Here is a 15,188-nt window from a genome sequence, read left to right on the forward strand (position 1 = left end):
CTGATCAACACCATCGCCGCCCAGACCAAACTGCTGGCCCTGAACGCGACGATCGAGGCGGCCCGCGCGGGCGAGGCGGGCAAGGGCTTTGCCGTCGTCGCTTCCGAGGTGAAATCGCTGGCACAGCAGACCGAGAACGCCATCCAGGATGTCAGCCAGCATACCGCCGGGGTGCAGAACGCAACCCGCTCCTCGGTCGAGGCCATCACCGGGATCGCGTCGAAGATTGCCGAGGTGAACGGCATTTCCTCGGGCGTCGCCTCCGCCGTCGAGGAACAGCTGGCCGCCACGACCGAAATCGGCCGCTCCTCCAGCGAGGCATCGGACATGACCGGCCAGGTTGCCGCGTCCATCGCCAAGGTGGCCGAACATGCCGAGCGCACCAGCCGGTCGGCCAGCACGATCGAAACCCTGGCGAAGAATGTCAGCCTGAATGTCAGCGACATGAAACGCCGGCTCGGCATCGTGGTGCGGGCAGGCGAGAGCGCGAACCGCCGGGGCACCGACCGGGTGCCGACCGTGATCGACGGGACCATCCAGTTCGGCGATATCAACGAACAGGGCTTCATCGCCGATCTCTCGCCCCGTGGCGCCCTATTGCTCTGTGAAAGCCAGGAGAGCGTGGTGCCGGCGACGTTCGGCAACATCACGCTCGCCAACGGGGTCCGCATCCCGGCGCGGGTGGTGGCCGCGACATCTCTCGGCATTCATGTCGCCTTCGAGGATATCGACGCCATGGCGGCCGAAATGGTCGGCTCCATGATCGAGCAGGCCCTGAGCGAGAATGACGTCTTCCGCGACATCTGCATGACCGCTGCAGGCGAGGTGGAGACGGCCCTCGAGTCCGCTGTCAGTTCCGGCCGGATTTCGCTCGAGGACATGTTCGACAACAATTATGCGGTGATCCCGGGCTCCAACCCGACACAGTTTTCCACCAGGTTTGTCGACCTTACCGACGAGCTGCTGACTCCGATCCAGGAACATCACAAGGAGCGCGACGATCGCATCCGTCTGCTCTGCGCAACCGACCGGAACGGTTATATCGGCACGCACAATGTCGCGGTCTCAAAGCCGCAGCGCCCGGACGACCCGGTCTGGAACGCCGCCAACTGCCGCAACCGGCGGATTTTCGACGACCGGGCGGGCCTGCTCGCCGCCGGCAACAGGGAGCCCTATCAGCTGCAGACCTATATCCGGGACATGGGCGGCGGAAAGAACGTGCTGCTCAAGGAAATCGACGCGCCGATCACCCTGTCCGGGCGCCCCTGGGGCAACATGCGCTGCGCCTTCGTGCCCTGAACATGCCGGCATCCGGCAAACCGGCTAGCTGTTGACCTTGCAATAGAGCTGCCGGACGGTCCCGATACGCTCCAGTTCGGCAAAGGACGGCGCGGCGGCCCAGGCCGAGGGCGCCGCGCCGTCGACCGGGACTTTCCCGCTTGTCAGCATGTGCCGGATCGTGCGCGGCGCAACCGTGGATACACGCCCGCGCCGTGTGTTCGAGGTGATGGCGACGCCGACCAGGCGCCCCGCTTCATCCAGCGTCGGCCCGCCGCTGATGCCGCCGAGACTGCCCGGGGCCACACCCTCTCGGCCGGTCTCGGCCCAGACCAGGACGAGGCGGCCGAGGCCGCGCAGCGCGGTCGAGCGCAGATCTCCTCGGCCCAGCAGAGTGGAGGTTACCCGGCCCTTGCCGGCGCCCGGGAAGCCGTAATGGTATCCGACATCGCCGATCTCCGGCAGCGGCCCCAGGGAGAGCGCGGGAGAGCGGCCCGCATCGGCCTGCACGAGGGCGATATCCGCATCCGGATGCTGAAGCGCGCTGTCACGGATCGGCACCACATGCCGGCGATCGACCACGAAGCCGAGCCGGTCGCAGCCTTCGACGACATGCCGCGCGGTCAGCCAGTATCCGGGCGAGATGACAAAGGCCGTCCCGACACCGCTCTGGATCTTGTGCCGCGCTTCGACCTGCAATCTCAAATCGCCGGGTCCAGGAGGCGGTAGCGGCCGGCGCAAGGTACGGCCGGGCACCTGCCCGGCGTCCGGTGCAGCCGGCGCCGCTTCATGGCGGGGGCGAACCGGCGGCGCGTCAGGCGCGGGCTGCAGCTGGTCGCCGCCCCATTCGAACAGCGCCGCCAGGATGAAAGCCGCCACGGCCCCGAGGATGCCGAGCTTTTCGGGCGGAAGGGAGCGCTTCATGGTCTAGCCCGAAACAGCCGCCGCGTTCAGGGCGGCAACCGAGAGCTTGATCGAGACGAGCAGCGTCGCGGCCCCGATCTCGCCATCCTCGATCCGCCGGGAAAGATTGCGCACCGTGAGATCCGTCACCCGGAAGACCAGTATCTGGATCAGCAGCGTGACCGTGCCCCAGATCAGGATATCGAGAAGGCTGACACTTGCCGCCAGGCAGAAGGCGAGCGGGATCGCCAGCCCGAGAATGGCGCCGGCAAGCGACAGCGCGGCCGCCGCATTGCCGTCCCGGATCAGCTTCAGCTCGTCATGCGCCGTGATCCTCATATAGATCACCGTGCCGATCATGAGCATTCCCAGGCTGGCCGCAAAATGCGCGACCAGATAGGGCAGACCCGCCGCCAGGCTGCTGAAGACACCGGACATCGGCAAAATCCCTTTCTCGAATCACCCGCCGGACAATAACCGCTTCCACGGCCGCCGGTCACTACATATGGGACAACCGGAATCGGAGCACCACAAAATATTCGAAATTTTTAGGGATATTCACCTCTGATTGCGTTTATAGTGAATCGTCGGCTGAACGGCGATGAGTTGAAAATTATTTTTAAGCCATTTGATGAAATTTGGTTTAAGATTGGAAATCAAATCGTCGATCAACCTTCTGAAGGAAACGAGTTTCGGTGATGCCACGCTACATCATCCTTGACGAGCAGGCCGAACGCGAAGCACGTGTCATGCACCGCTATCGCGTTGAGGTTGCCGCATACTGGATGAAGTGGCATCTCTGTGTCGGACTGGTTTCCGCCCTCGGGATGATCTTCCTGACAGGTCTCGTGGTTGCCCTCTACAACGCGGCAATCCTCGGCATCGGACCGACCCTGAACGATTGGGGCGATTTCTCCTTCCTGCTGCACATCAATATTTTCAACTGGCGGGTCGATCCGGACTATTACCATCGGCTGGTCACCTACCCGATGATACCGGTCACCCTCGACCATATGCCCTGGGCCCATCTTTTCGGCTTCATCACGATAGGCACATGCCTGATCACGGCGATGATGAGCGTGCTGCATTTCGAGCCGATCGTCAGCCATGATCCCAACCGCTATATCCGGATCGAGCCGGTCAGGCTGAAGCCCCCGATCGAGGTCTATTTCGAGACCGACCGCGGGCTCGACCAGAAATGCGTGATCGACGTCGTCTTCACCGCGCCCGGCCCGGCCAGCGCCCAGGTCATCCGCGAGAAATCCAAGGCGATCTCCCTGCATTGCCAGACCGAAATCCAGCGGCTGGTCGACAGTGCGGTCTGGCAGATCCGGGTGCCGCAGCTGCGGCGGCAGCTCGCCCGGATCGCCGTGGAATACGTCCCCCGCGATGCGATTCACGACCTCAAGATCCGTTCAATCAAGATGCACCCGGTGATGCGCCCGGTGCCGCTGATGGCGGCAGAGGCTCAGGCCGAGGCAGCCGCCGTGCTGCCCGGCGCCGAGCGGATACCGGAACCGGTTCCCGCGGAATAGCCGCCCGGCGGCGTTTCGGCAATTGCGGCTCAATCGCCGGCACGCTCCCAGACAGTCACATTCTTCTGCTCAATCATCGGCGCGACATGGCTGTCAAACGCCTTGAAATGGGCGCTCCCCAGATGGGCCTTGAAGGCCGCTTCATCCTCATAGACCTCATAGAGGAAGCAGTGCGCCGGGTCCTGCGGATCGAAGCAGACCTCGAACAGGCTGCATCCGGGCTCTAGCCGCAGGGATGCGGCCGCATTCTCGAGCATGGCCGGCCTGAAAGCCTCCGCCATGGCCGGCCTGATGTGGAACTCGACGGTGATGACATACATGTTCTTGTCCTTTCAGAAACAAAATGGACCGGTCCGGGTCACGGCATCAAATTGCTGACACCGACCCAGAGCAAGCGCGCCGCCAGCAGCGTCAGAACGGTCTTGAAACCGATCGCGAAGATGCGCTCCGGCATGCGCTCCAGAAACCGTTTCCCCGTCGCCGTGCCGAGGAACCCGGTCGCGATCATGGCGGCGATCAGAGGGATCCATTCCGGGAAGGCGAAGCCGACGATGCCGAACGCCACGACCTTCACGCCGTGCTGTACGGTCATGCAGGCGCTGTGGGTCGCCACCGTGACCATCTTGCCGTAGCGGTCCGGCGGCAGGAACGCGGCCAGCAGCGGGCCGGTCGCCCCGACGAACATGGTGGCGAATGTGGTCGCCGCGCCGACCACGATGAAACCGGCGGCCGAAATCTTGTGCTTGCCGAGTTTCGGGCCCCAGACCGTGTAGAGGATGAAACAGGCCAGCACCGCCTGCAGGGCCGCCTGCGGGACCGAGATGACGACCTGCGCCGCGACGGCGACGCCAAGCAGTGCACCGATCACGAAAAATCCGGAAATCCTGCGCTCGGCATGCGCCCGCATCATATAGGCACGGCCGGCATTGGAGCCGAACTGCACCACACCATGCACCGGAATCACCGCCAGCGGCGGCAGAACCGAGCCGATCGCAACCAGCATCATGACGCCCCCGCCAAGGCCGAAGGTAACGGTGATCGCGGACGTCACGTAGCTGAACAGGATCAACGCGATACCGGCCCATAACGGCACGGAGTCGGGCAGTAAAAACTCGATCACGATGCGTGCCCCCCGGCACAGGGATTGTCAGAAGCGGCCGCAGCTTAGCGCATCCGCGTCCGCCCGCCATCCCGTTGCGTCAGCCGACTTGTACCGCATAACGCGCCCTGTAGAGTGAGCATCCGATTTCGGTCATATTGCTGTCGTAGATTTCAACAGCCCCTGTCGGCGACGCGTCGACGGCACCCTTTGGAGGCCCCTCGTGAAGAAACTGGTTCTGGCAGTTCTGGCGCTTATCGTCGTTCTCGGCGCGATCGTCCTGGTCGGGCCCAGTTTCGTCGACTGGAACAGCTACAAGGCGGAGATCACGCGGACCGTCGAGGAGCAGACCGGGCGCCGGCTCGAGATCGACGGCGACATCAGTTTCCAGATCCTCCCGGCGCCGCGCCTTTCCGTGGCGCAGCTCACGCTGGCCAATATCGACGGCGGCAGGGCCGACACCTTTGTCTCGGCCGGCGCCCTGCAGATCCATGTCGCCCTGGCGCCGTTGCTGCGCGGCCAGATCAAGGTCGCCTCCGTCACCCTGAAAGACCCTGTCGTCGCACTCGAGCAATTCGCTGACGGACGCAACAACTGGACCTTCGGCACGCCCGGCGGCGCGGCGCCGGACACGGCATCCGAGGCGGCCGGCTCCGGAGCCGCCGACGCCGGAGCGATCGATTTCAGCCTCGACGGCGCCACCATCGAGAATGGCCGGATCTCATTCTTCGATCACGGCACCGAAACCGCCCATACCGTCGCCGGTCTCGACGCCGCGCTCAGCGCCAGCAGCCTGAACGGCCCCTTCAGGCTGACCGGTGATTTCCGCTACAGGGATGTCCCGGTCACGCTTTCCGCGGCGACCGGCAAGATCGATGCCGGGCGGGCGACGCCGCTTGAAGCCGTGCTCTCCGTCGCCGGCAAGGCGGCGGAGCTGTCCTATGGCGGCACGCTGGTGCTCGGCGACGCGCCGCGGCTGATGGGCACGGTCACGGCCGCCGGCAAGGATCTGGTAGCCGCCGGTGCCGCCCTGGCGCCGCTCGGCACCGGTACCGAAGCCCTGCCGGCCGCCCTCGCCGGCCCGTTCAAACTGTCCGCGAAACTGGAAGCCTCCGCGGAACAGGCCAGGCTCGGCGATCTGGTCCTGACGGCCGGCGGGCTCTCGGCGAAGGGCACCGTCACCGCCGCCCTCGATGACCGGATCGCAGTCAATGCCGCCCTGGCCTTCGATCGCTTTGCCCTCGACACCCTGCTGACGGCCCTGGAGAGCCCGTCCGGCGCCGCACAGGCGACAGCCGCCGGCGCCGCGGCGCCCGGCACCCCGGCGCGCGCGGCATTTGCGCTCCCCGCCGGAATCGACGCCGATCTGGTCCTGACCGCCGATGCCGTCGACTATCGCGGCGGGGTGATCCGCCAGCCGCGCATCGAGGCCGCGCTGAACGATGGTGTGGCGGTTTTGAAGAGCTTCAGCGCGCAGATGCCCGGCGGCTCCGATCTCAGCCTCTCCGGCAGCCTGGAGAGCAGCAACGGCAACCCGCAATTTTCCGGCCGGGCCGATTTTGTCTCGGACAATCTGCGCGAGACCCTCGGCTGGCTCGATATCGACGTCTCCTCCGTTGCCGCCGGCCGGCTGCGCAAGGGCAGCCTGGGTGCCGACATTTCGGCAAACCCGGATCAGGTGCAGCTGACCAACTGGATCATGGATCTCGATACCACCCGAATCCGGGGCGGCCTCACCCTGCTGCTGCGCGACCGCCCGGCCTTTGGCCTGGCGCTCGATCTCGGCAAGGTCAATCTCGATGCCTATCTGCCGCCGGATGGCACGGCGGAAAAGCCGGCACCGGCCGGGGCCGCGGGCGGAACCGGGCCGGCCGGCCGGTCCCCGATGGAACGGGCCGCAGTCGCTTTCAACAGTTTCGATGCGAATGTCCGGATCGGATTCGACGAGATCACGGTGCGCAAGACCACGATCCTCGGCGGTCAGGTCGAGGCCCGGATCCAGGATGGCGCGCTGTCCGTCACCAGATTTGCCGTCGCCGATCTCGCCGGCGCGAAGATCTCGTTGAGCGGCTCGCTTGCCGGGGCGGTGTCCGATCCGAATACGAAGCTGCAGTTCGAGATCGACGCCACGTCGGTCTCCCGGCTCGCCCGCCTCGCCGGACTGGAGCCGAACGAGACGCTGCAGCGCATCGGCGGTGCCAGACTCAGCGGCAGTATCTTCGGCGACCTGTCGGCCCTGACCATTGATGCGACGGCAAATGCCGCCGGTGCCAGCGCCTCGGTCAAGGGCGTGGTGCAGCCGCTGGCGCAGCCGCTGAATCTCGATCTGGCCCTCAAGCTGCAGCATCCGAGCATGAACACGCTCGCGGCGACCCTGTCTCCCGGTGTCCTGCCCGACGGCATGACGATCGGCTCCCTGGCGCTCGCGGCAACCGTGATGTCGGCGCCGGACGGCGCCTACGGCCTCGACGCCACCATGGATCTCGGCGGCGGCCAGCTCGGGCTGAAGGGCACGGTCTCCCCCGGCCCCGACAGCACCGGGCTGGCGCTCGATACCCGCTATGCGCATCCCGATGTGGTTGCCCTGATCCGCAGCCTGTCGCCGGACTACACCCCGTCGAAACGCGATCTCGGCCCCGCCACCATGCAAAGCCGCCTGGAGGGCAGCACCGCGGCCCTGAAGATCAACGGCCTCAGGCTCGGCCTCGGTCCAGTCGCGCTGAACGGGACGGCAACGCTCGCCCTTGGCGGAACCCGGCCGAAGCTGACTCTGTCGGCTGATTCCGGAACCATCGCCATCGATCCCTGGCTGCCGAAAGGCAGTGCCGCGCCGGCCGGCGGCGTCGCCCCGATCGTGCCGGTGAAAAGCAGCTCCCGGACCTGGTCGCGGGAGAGCATCGACACCTCGGGGCTGCTCGCCCTCGACGCGGATATCAGCCTGAAGGCGGAACAGCTGCTGTATGGCGCCTACAAGCTCGACTCGCTCGATCTGGCTGCCGTTCTGGACGCCGGCGCCCTGACAGTCTCCCGCCTGTCATCCGGCCTGTTTGGCGGCACGCTTCAGGGCACGGGTTCGCTCACGCATGCGACAACACCCACGGCCGGGCTGACCCTGTCGATCAAGAATGCCGATGTGCGCGAGGCGGCCATGACCGCGTCCGGCGCAGCGCAGGTGACAGGCACCCTGGATTACGAAACCACGCTCAACACGGCGGGCCGCAGCGAATATGCCCTGGTCTCCGGACTGCAGGGCGCGGGCTCGATTGCGGTGACGGACGGGACGGTCGAGGGCTTCGACCTGCCGGCGGTGAGCGAACAGCTGAAGCAGCTCGACCGGTCCGTCGATTTCCTGGTGCTGGCCCAGCGGGCCATGCAGGGCGGTACGACACCCTTCGACAGCCTGACCGGAAGCTACAAGATCAGCAATGGCGTGCTGCAATCGGAAGACATCGCGCTCAAGTCCGGTACCGCCGAAGGACGGGGCACCGCCGTCGTCAACCTGCCGCCGCAGGAGATGGATGTCCGCACCCAGTTCTGGCTCAGCCAGCATCCGAACTCGCCGCCGATCGGCCTGCGCCTGACCGGACCGCTCGACAATCCGCGCCAGATCCTCGACGCCAACAAGCTGCAGGCCTATGTGCTGCAGCGGGTGATCGAGCGCGGCATCCTGCGGCAGTTCAACAAGGGTGGCAGTTCGGGCAGCGACGGCTCGACAGCGACAACGCCGGACTCCGCACCGACGGAACCGGTCGAGAAGGTCGATCCGCGCAAGGCCTTGCGCGGCGTGCTGAAGGGGCTACTCGGGAACTGACGGCTTCCGGCCCTGCAGATCCGACAGAACGAACACGCGCAGCGCACTCGACAGGTTGCCGCTGCGCGCGGCGTCGATTTCCGAGACCAGCATGTTGATCGAGAGATCCCGGGCGGCGGCGATCTCCTTCAACGCCTCCCAGAACGCCTGCTCGAGCGACACCGAGGTGACGTGCCCCGAAACCGTCACCGTCCGTTTGCGGATCCGGGCCGGATCCCCGCCCGGTGCCGCAGTCACGGCGCGCGCCGGGTGAAATGGGCGACCAGTTCGATATGCGGCGTCCAGAGGAACTGGTCGATCGGCGTGACCTGCAGGCAGTCATAACCGCCATCCACCAGCGTCCGCGCATCCCGGGCGAAGGTCGCCGGGTTGCAGGAGACATAGACGATCCGCTGCACCTTTGACTCCGCCAGCGCCGCCGCCTGCTCCCGCGCGCCGGCCCGGGGCGGGTCCAGCACCACGGCATCGAATTTTGCGAGCTCCTTGCCGGCGAAGGGACGCTGGGTCAGGTCGCGCTTCTCGGTCCGGACACGGCCGCCCAGCCTGGCGACATCGGCACCGGTCCGGATCGCCGCCAGCAGACCGTCGTCGCCTTCCACCGCCAGCCGTTCCGCGGTGCCGTCCAGCGCCAGGCAGAGGGTACCGCAGCCGGCATAGAGATCGAGCACGGCACGGGCGCCGTCAGTGCCCGCGCGCACCAGTTCCTGGATCGCCGCCTCGCCAGCCGCCGTCGCCTGCAGGAAGGCGCCGGGCGGCGGTGCCACCGATACCGTGCCGAAGGTGATCACCGGCGTGCGGCGCTGGGCCAGCGGCACCGCTTCCGGCAGGCTGTCGCCCTCGGCATGGTAGGACAGCCGGGTCAGGTCCTGGTCATCGGCGAAGGCGGCGAGCCGCTCCCGGAAATCGAGATCGGGATGATCCGGCAGGCGCAGCAGCAGGTCGAGCCCGTTATCCAGTTCGTTCACCACGCAATCGACGGACTGCCCCTGTTCCAGCATGCCCTCGAAGAGCTGCCGCAGCGGTGCCATCAGGGCGAAGACCGCCGGGCGCAGCACCGGGCATTCGCTGATCTCCACGATCCGGTTGCTGCCCCGCTCGTGGAAGCCGGCGACCAGTTTCCTGCCGACCACGCGCAGCACGAAATCGGCCCGCCGCCGGGCCGCCGGCGCGCAGGTCCGCAATGCCGCCACCGGGACATCGGCAAGGCCGGCCCGGCCGAGATACTGCACCACCTGATCCCGTTTCCAGGACTGGTAGGCACCGGCCTCGAGATGCTGCACGGCACAGCCGCCGCAGGTCATGAAATGGGTGCAGGCCGGATCGACCCGGTCGGGCGCCGCCTCAACCAGTTCCACCAGGTCGCAGACCACGCCCTCGCCGCGATCGGAAACCGGCCGCACCCGGACCCGTTCGCCAGGCAGAGCGAAGGGGATGAAAAGCGGCCGGGTCTCGCTGACATAACCGGTCTTGATCTCCGCTTCCGCCAGCCCGTCGCCGCGCCCGCCGAGCCGCGTGACAACCACGTCGAGGAGCGGCGTATTGGCCGGGTATCCGCGGCGTGCCGCCGGCCGTTGCGCCGGCCGCACCCGCTTGCTTCTCTGCCGTCCTCGGCCCATAAAGCCCACCCTTTTCTGCATGCGACGTATGGCGCCTAACCCCAGTCGGCGGCGCCTGCTATGGTGATGACATGCGACGCGCCAGGCTGACAATAACCGAACTGCGAAATCCGGCGGGACACAGCCATGCCCGGCGCCGGCTGATCGCCGCTGTTTTCGGCATTCTCGCCCTGCTCACCCAGGCGGGCTTCACCCTCGGGGCGGCCGCCGGCAGCGCCGCGGCCGAGCCCGGAAGCCTTTCCGCGGACCTTGCCCACCGCTGCCTCGGCGCCATCGACGGCCCGGCCGATGATTTGGCGGATGACAGCACATATGGCGGCACGCTGGAGTGCGGTCATTGCACCCTGTGCGGTTTCGCCGTCCAGGCAGTGCTGCCGGTCTCCCCGGCCGCAGCCGGACATGCCGCCATCGCACGCCTTCCGGCCGCCCTGCCCGCGCAGGCTTACCGGCGCAGCGCCGCCCGATTCCGCAATCCCCGGGCGCCGCCTCTCCGAGCTTTCGATTAGCTTGCCTAACATTCAGCGGCCCTGCCGCATCCGATTCAATCGAAAGACAGAGCAATGATCCAGTTTGTAAAAGCCGCCGCGCGGGTTGCCGCGCTCGCCGTCGTCACCCTGCCGCTGTTCGGCGGCATCGCCTGCGCCCATGAATTCAAGGCCGGCGAGATCATGGTCGACCATCCCTGGGCCCGGGCAACCCCGGGCCGGGCCAGGAACGGCGCCGCCTTCATGACCCTGAAGAACCACGGCAGCACCGACGACCGGCTGGTCGGCGCCTCCGGAGCGGTGGCGGACCGGGTCGAGCTGCATACCCATATCCACGAGAACGGGGTGATGAAAATGCGCCCGAGCGGTCCGGTTTCGATCCCCGCCGGCGGCGAGGCGATGCTGAAGCCCGGCAGCTTCCACGTCATGATGATCGGCCTGAAGGCGCCGCTCGTCGAAGGCGAGACATTCCCCCTGACCCTGAGATTCGAGAAATCCGGCACGGTGACGGTCGAGGTGAAGGTTGAATCGGTCGGCGCCGGCGCCGGCGCCGGAAAACCCATGAATCACGACATGAAGTCCGGTCACGGCATGAAGAAGAACTGAGCCCGGCCTACCGGGTTCGGGCGGTCAGGCCAGGTCTTCCAGCTTGACCGCGCCGGGCCGGGTGGCGATCCAGGCCGCGACCAGCGCCAGCACCAGACCGGTCGCCGCGGCCAGCCGCCAATCCTCCAGCACGAAGCCCCAGAGTATGGCGAAGGAAACCGAGATCATCGTCACGGCGGCGATCTTGGCCCGCGTCGGAATCACCCCATGCTCATGCCAGGCCCGCACACCGCGCCCGAAACGCGGATGGTTGTAGATCCAGAGATGGAACCGTTCCGACGAGCGGGAAAAGGCCCAGACCGCGATCAGCAGGAACAGCGTGCCCGGAATCCCCGGCAGCACGATCCCGGCGATGCCCAGCCCCGTGCAGAAGATCCCGACCCCCAGCAGCACGTAGCGGAAGGGGCCGCAGATGGTTTTCGGAAGTCCGCTCACTCTTGTCTCCGCGCGTTCCGGCAAGGCGCCGATTGTCGGTACGGCCCGTTAAGAAATGGTGTTGAACGGCCGTTTGCCTAGAGGCTCCGGGCGAACCATATCACGCGGCCGACGATATTCACCTCCTCGACCGTCCGCTCGTATGTCTGATAGCGCGGGTTTTCGGAGCGGATCAACACGCGCGGCGGATCGCTGTTGGGAATATATTCAAGCTGTTTCGCCACCAGCCCGATGCCGTCATGCAGCACGAAGATACCCGGCGGCGAAGGAGCCGTGCGGCTCAGATCGATCATCACCTTGTCGCCGGAACACAGCACCGGCTCCATGGAATCGCCGTCGATGGATATCACCCGGAGGTCCCGGGCCGTGGCCCTGAGCTCGTGCCGCAGCCAGCCGGCATCGAAATACCAGTCATTGCCGCCAGGCTCATGCTCGAGATTGGCGCCGCCGCCGGCGGATGCGGAAACCCGCACTTCGGGAACCGCTACAAGACCGGCGTGACCGGACGGACCGACGCCGCCGAACGGCGGCTGGGCCGTTCCCGGCCCGGCGCTGCGCATCGGCGCCGGCACCGAGGCCTCCCGTTCCGGCCGCAGCACCGCCTCGTCAACGCCGAGATGCCGGGCCAGCGCATGGCGGGTGTCCTCGGGCAGTTTGCGCGGCGTGCCCCGATTGATGAATTGGTGGAGATAGGCGTGATTCTTGCCGCAGGCCAGCGAGGCTTTCTTCAGGTCCGTCGGCGGATCACAATGCGCCACCAGTTCCAGGATGCGCTTTCGCTGGAGATCAAGCTTCATGCCCGGAGCCTAGACTTACTCAATCGGACAGGCAAGAGTTTTTTTCCTATTGATAACTCATGATTTTTCCGATAAAACAATCTAAGCGTCAGTGATGTAGGTATTTTTCGACCGGCAAAATCCGATCCGGCCGCGATTCACCGCCTCATGGCGAAAACCACCTCATCCTTTTGACGGCGCTCCGACCATCGCATCGTGGCCTGGATCGGTTCCGAATGGAGGAGTCACATGACCAGCACGCAGATTGTGCCGGATCCAAAATGGATCAAACACTACCTGAGAGAAGCAGCGGACACTTTGCATCGATTGCCGCGGGCCTATGCCAAACCCCGGCTCACCGGCTGGCCGGACGTGGTGCAGAACAGCTTTGCCTACGACCATACCCCGCGCCGGACACGGCCGGCATCCCCGAGTCCGGCGGCCATCGACCGGCTCGACGAGAGTCTCGGATGGATGTTCGTCTGCAACCAGGAGCAGCGGGTCGTCGTCTGGGCCCGGGCCTGCGGCATCGCCTGGCGCCGGATCGAGGATATGGACGGGCGCAGCCACATGACATTGCGCCAGATCGAGGACAGGGGAGTGGCGGCGATCCGCGAACGGCTGCGGATCACACCCCCTCCGCGGATTTTCGATCTGCCTGATTGATCGTTTTTTTCCGATTACACCAAATATCACCACATTGAAAATACACACTAAATTCCGGATTTCGCTCCATACGCATACATAAAGGTGGCGCTCTATCGGAAAAAACCGCTTTACATGGTTTATAAAATCGGCTAAATACTATTCTAACGTCGGCGCCTTGTGGGAACACCCCGCAGGGCGCTTTTCTTTTGGGTGAGACACATGGCCGATTCCCCTGCCCGGACCCGCAAGAAACGGGCGTTTCTGAAAGCCCTGGCAGAAACCGGCAATGTCAGCGAAGCGGCCCGCACAGCCCGCCTGGACCGCAGCCAGGCCTACCAGATCCGGCGCCAGGAAACCGACTTCGCCGCGGCCTGGGATGCCGCGCTGGACACGGCCGTCGACCTGCTGGAATCCGAGGCCCGGAGCCGGGCGGTCGAGGGGGTGGAGCAGCCGCGCTTTCACCAGGGCCGGATCTGCGGAACGGTCCGGAAATATTCCGACTCACTGCTGATGTTCCTGCTCCGGGCACACCGTCCGGAGACTTTCCGGGAGGGCCGGGATGCCGGATCCGAAGATCTCGACCGCCAGCTCAGGGGCGCCAAGGAAAAGCTCGCCGCCCGGCTCCAGGCCCTCGCCCCGGCCGCCGGCGCTTCAGACCCCGGCGCTCCGGACCCCGGCGCTCCGGACCCCCACGCTCCGGACCATGGGCCCGGCGGAACGGGCCCGGTTTCTGAGCGGGATCAGTGACGCGGAAGCCGCCCTGCTGCTGCATGACTGGCCGTTCTGGGCCCGGGCCAAGCAGCTGCCGCCGGACGGCGACTGGCGGGTCTGGCTGATCCTCGCCGGCCGCGGCTTCGGCAAGACCCGGACCGGGGCCGAGTGGGTCCGGGACGGAATCGAATCCGGGCGCTGCCGCCGGGTCGCGGTGATCGGCGCCACGGCGGGCGATGTCCGCGACGTCATGGTCGAGGGCGAGAGCGGCCTGCTGGCCGTTGCCCCGCCCTGGCAGCGGCCGCTCTACGAGCCGTCGAAGCGCCGGCTGACCTGGCCGTCCGGAGGGGTCGCGACATTGCTGTCGGCCGACGATCCGGACCAGGTCCGCGGCCACCAGTTCGACGCCGCCTGGGCCGACGAGATTGCCGCCTGGCCCCGGCCCGATGCCTGGCACAATCTGATGATGTCCCTGCGGCTCGGCCGCCGGCCGCAATGTGTCGCCACCACGACGCCGCGCCCCAGGGCCTGGCTGAAGCGCATCGCCGAGGCGCCGGACACGGTGCTTGTCCGCGGCCGCAGCTCGGAGAACCGGCTCAACCTGGCCCCCGGCTTCCTGGCCGCCATGGAGAGCGCCTATGGCGGCACCCGGCTCGGCCGGCAGGAGCTCGACGGCGAATTCCTGGAGGATGTGCCCGGCGCCCTGTGGCGCCGGGACGGCCTGGAAGCCGCCCGCGCCGCCCCGTCGGAACGGCCGGTGCCGGACCGGATCGTCGTCGCCATCGACCCGGCGGCGAGCCACCATGCCGGCTCGAACGAGACCGGCATTCTGGTCGCCGGGCGGGCCGGCGAGACGGCCTATGTGCTGGAGGATATTTCCGGGCGCTATGCCCCCGGTGACTGGGCGGCCCGCGCCATCGACGCCTACCACCGGCATGGCGCGGACCGCATCGTCGCCGAAGTCAACCAGGGCGGCGACATGGTCGAGCAGGTTCTGCGCAGCGTCGATCCGTCCGTGCCCCTGCGTCTGGTCCGGGCCAGCCGCGGCAAGCAGATCCGGGCCGAGCCGGTCGCCGCCCTCTACGAGCAGGGCCGGGTCCGCCATCTCGGCCGTTTCGACCTGCTCGAGGACCAGATGTGCGCCTTCACCGGCGCGCCGGCCGGCGCCGCATCGCCGGACCGGGTGGACGCGCTGGTCTGGGCCCTGACGGATCTGCTGCTGAGCCGGAACAGGACACGCACCGACCAGTTCCTGATCTGAAGGGAGCCGCAGCAACGGCTTTCC

The 15,188-nt window shown here is 66.6% G+C and carries 16 protein-coding genes; 8 read left to right on the top strand and 8 right to left on the bottom strand.

What is annotated here, in order from left to right; genetic code table 11:
- Positions 1-3: 3 nt before the first annotated feature.
- On the top strand, positions 4-1,299 hold the full coding sequence (locus RH950_RS03715; protein ID WP_350054246.1) for a methyl-accepting chemotaxis protein: 1,296 nt from the start codon (positions 4-6) through the stop codon (positions 1,297-1,299).
- Between the two features lie 24 nt (positions 1,300-1,323).
- On the opposite strand, the gene RH950_RS03720 is transcribed toward RH950_RS03715, so the two are convergent.
- Positions 1,324-2,202 carry a S1 family peptidase gene (locus RH950_RS03720; protein WP_350053829.1) on the bottom strand — a complete coding sequence of 293 codons (879 nt, stop codon included), beginning with the start codon at positions 2,200-2,202 and terminating at the stop codon, positions 1,324-1,326.
- A 3-nt stretch (positions 2,203-2,205) separates the two neighbouring features.
- Positions 2,206-2,619, bottom strand: a complete 414-nt coding sequence (locus RH950_RS03725; protein ID WP_350053831.1) for a DUF350 domain-containing protein — start codon at positions 2,617-2,619, stop codon at positions 2,206-2,208.
- A 260-nt stretch (positions 2,620-2,879) separates the two neighbouring features.
- Between RH950_RS03725 and RH950_RS03730 the strand changes: the two genes are divergently transcribed.
- Positions 2,880-3,716 carry a hypothetical protein gene (locus RH950_RS03730; protein WP_350053833.1) on the top strand — a complete coding sequence of 279 codons (837 nt, stop codon included), beginning with the start codon at positions 2,880-2,882 and terminating at the stop codon, positions 3,714-3,716.
- Positions 3,717-3,745: 29 nt separating this feature from the next.
- Here the strand turns inward: RH950_RS03730 and RH950_RS03735 are convergent, their stop codons facing one another.
- Both RH950_RS03735 and RH950_RS03740 read right to left on the bottom strand, forming a co-directional pair.
- On the bottom strand, positions 3,746-4,036 hold the full coding sequence (locus RH950_RS03735; RefSeq protein WP_350053835.1) for a putative quinol monooxygenase: 291 nt from the start codon (positions 4,034-4,036) through the stop codon (positions 3,746-3,748).
- A gap of 38 nt (positions 4,037-4,074) precedes the next feature.
- Entirely contained in the window at positions 4,075-4,836 is a 762-nt protein-coding gene (locus RH950_RS03740) for a sulfite exporter TauE/SafE family protein (RefSeq protein WP_350053837.1), read from the bottom strand.
- A gap of 202 nt (positions 4,837-5,038) precedes the next feature.
- Here RH950_RS03740 and RH950_RS03745 point away from each other — a divergent pair, with 202 nt between their 5' ends.
- Entirely contained in the window at positions 5,039-8,626 is a 3,588-nt protein-coding gene (locus tag RH950_RS03745; protein ID WP_350053839.1) for an AsmA family protein, read from the top strand.
- On the opposite strand, the gene RH950_RS03750 is transcribed toward RH950_RS03745, so the two are convergent.
- Positions 8,612-8,863, bottom strand: coding sequence for a ribbon-helix-helix domain-containing protein (locus RH950_RS03750; RefSeq protein ID WP_350053841.1), 252 nt, complete (start codon positions 8,861-8,863; stop codon positions 8,612-8,614). The genes RH950_RS03745 and RH950_RS03750 overlap by 15 nt on opposite strands.
- The gene (locus RH950_RS03755) at positions 8,860-10,212 is read right to left on the bottom strand and encodes a class I SAM-dependent RNA methyltransferase (RefSeq protein ID WP_350053843.1); all 1,353 of its coding nucleotides are present in this window, start codon (positions 10,210-10,212) and stop codon (positions 8,860-8,862) included. The genes RH950_RS03750 and RH950_RS03755 overlap by 4 nt, the downstream gene beginning before the upstream one ends.
- A gap of 101 nt (positions 10,213-10,313) precedes the next feature.
- Here RH950_RS03755 and RH950_RS03760 point away from each other — a divergent pair, with 101 nt between their 5' ends.
- Positions 10,314-10,748 (top strand): hypothetical protein, encoded by a 435-nt coding sequence (locus tag RH950_RS03760; protein ID WP_350053845.1) that lies wholly within the window; start codon positions 10,314-10,316, stop codon positions 10,746-10,748.
- A gap of 54 nt (positions 10,749-10,802) precedes the next feature.
- Entirely contained in the window at positions 10,803-11,333 is a 531-nt protein-coding gene (locus tag RH950_RS03765) for a copper chaperone PCu(A)C (RefSeq protein WP_350053847.1), read from the top strand.
- Positions 11,334-11,357: 24 nt separating this feature from the next.
- Here the strand turns inward: RH950_RS03765 and RH950_RS03770 are convergent, their stop codons facing one another.
- Both RH950_RS03770 and RH950_RS03775 read right to left on the bottom strand, forming a co-directional pair.
- Positions 11,358-11,768 (bottom strand): YbaN family protein, encoded by a 411-nt coding sequence (locus RH950_RS03770; protein WP_350053849.1) that lies wholly within the window; start codon positions 11,766-11,768, stop codon positions 11,358-11,360.
- Positions 11,769-11,845: 77 nt separating this feature from the next.
- Complete coding sequence (locus tag RH950_RS03775; RefSeq protein ID WP_350053851.1) at positions 11,846-12,565, bottom strand: S24 family peptidase; 720 nt, start codon at positions 12,563-12,565, stop codon at positions 11,846-11,848.
- Between the two features lie 228 nt (positions 12,566-12,793).
- Between RH950_RS03775 and RH950_RS03780 the strand changes: the two genes are divergently transcribed.
- From RH950_RS03780 to RH950_RS03790, 3 genes are all read left to right on the top strand, one after another.
- Positions 12,794-13,210 carry a DUF6362 family protein gene (locus tag RH950_RS03780; RefSeq protein ID WP_350053853.1) on the top strand — a complete coding sequence of 139 codons (417 nt, stop codon included), beginning with the start codon at positions 12,794-12,796 and terminating at the stop codon, positions 13,208-13,210.
- 201 nt (positions 13,211-13,411) lie between these two features.
- Positions 13,412-13,939: a hypothetical protein gene (locus RH950_RS03785; protein WP_350053855.1), complete on the top strand. Its 528-nt coding sequence runs from the start codon at positions 13,412-13,414 to the stop codon at positions 13,937-13,939.
- Positions 13,896-15,164 carry a DNA-packaging protein gene (locus RH950_RS03790; RefSeq protein ID WP_350053857.1) on the top strand — a complete coding sequence of 423 codons (1,269 nt, stop codon included), beginning with the start codon at positions 13,896-13,898 and terminating at the stop codon, positions 15,162-15,164. The genes RH950_RS03785 and RH950_RS03790 overlap by 44 nt, the downstream gene beginning before the upstream one ends.
- Positions 15,165-15,188: the final 24 nt, after the last annotated feature.

Origin of the sequence: Nisaea sp. (assembly GCF_040217065.1) — a bacterium.
Taxonomy (GTDB): domain Bacteria; phylum Pseudomonadota; class Alphaproteobacteria; order Thalassobaculales; family Thalassobaculaceae; genus Nisaea.

Excerpts from the sequence above, each read along its gene's own strand:
- RH950_RS03720 (WP_350053829.1), bottom strand. The coding sequence starts at position 2,202 with ATGAAGCGCTCCCTTCCGCCCGAAAAGCTCGGCATCCTCGGGGCCGTG.
- RH950_RS03725 (WP_350053831.1), bottom strand. The coding sequence starts at position 2,619 with ATGTCCGGTGTCTTCAGCAGCCTGGCGGCGGGTCTGCCCTATCTGGTC.
- RH950_RS03730 (WP_350053833.1), top strand. The coding sequence starts at position 2,880 with ATGCCACGCTACATCATCCTTGACGAGCAGGCCGAACGCGAAGCACGT.
- RH950_RS03735 (WP_350053835.1), bottom strand. The coding sequence starts at position 4,036 with ATGTATGTCATCACCGTCGAGTTCCACATCAGGCCGGCCATGGCGGAG.
- RH950_RS03760 (WP_350053845.1), top strand. The coding sequence starts at position 10,314 with ATGCGACGCGCCAGGCTGACAATAACCGAACTGCGAAATCCGGCGGGA.
- RH950_RS03765 (WP_350053847.1), top strand. The coding sequence starts at position 10,803 with ATGATCCAGTTTGTAAAAGCCGCCGCGCGGGTTGCCGCGCTCGCCGTC.
- RH950_RS03775 (WP_350053851.1), bottom strand. The coding sequence starts at position 12,565 with ATGAAGCTTGATCTCCAGCGAAAGCGCATCCTGGAACTGGTGGCGCAT.
- RH950_RS03780 (WP_350053853.1), top strand. The coding sequence starts at position 12,794 with ATGACCAGCACGCAGATTGTGCCGGATCCAAAATGGATCAAACACTAC.
- RH950_RS03785 (WP_350053855.1), top strand. The coding sequence starts at position 13,412 with ATGGCCGATTCCCCTGCCCGGACCCGCAAGAAACGGGCGTTTCTGAAA.
- RH950_RS03790 (WP_350053857.1), top strand. The coding sequence starts at position 13,896 with ATGGGCCCGGCGGAACGGGCCCGGTTTCTGAGCGGGATCAGTGACGCG.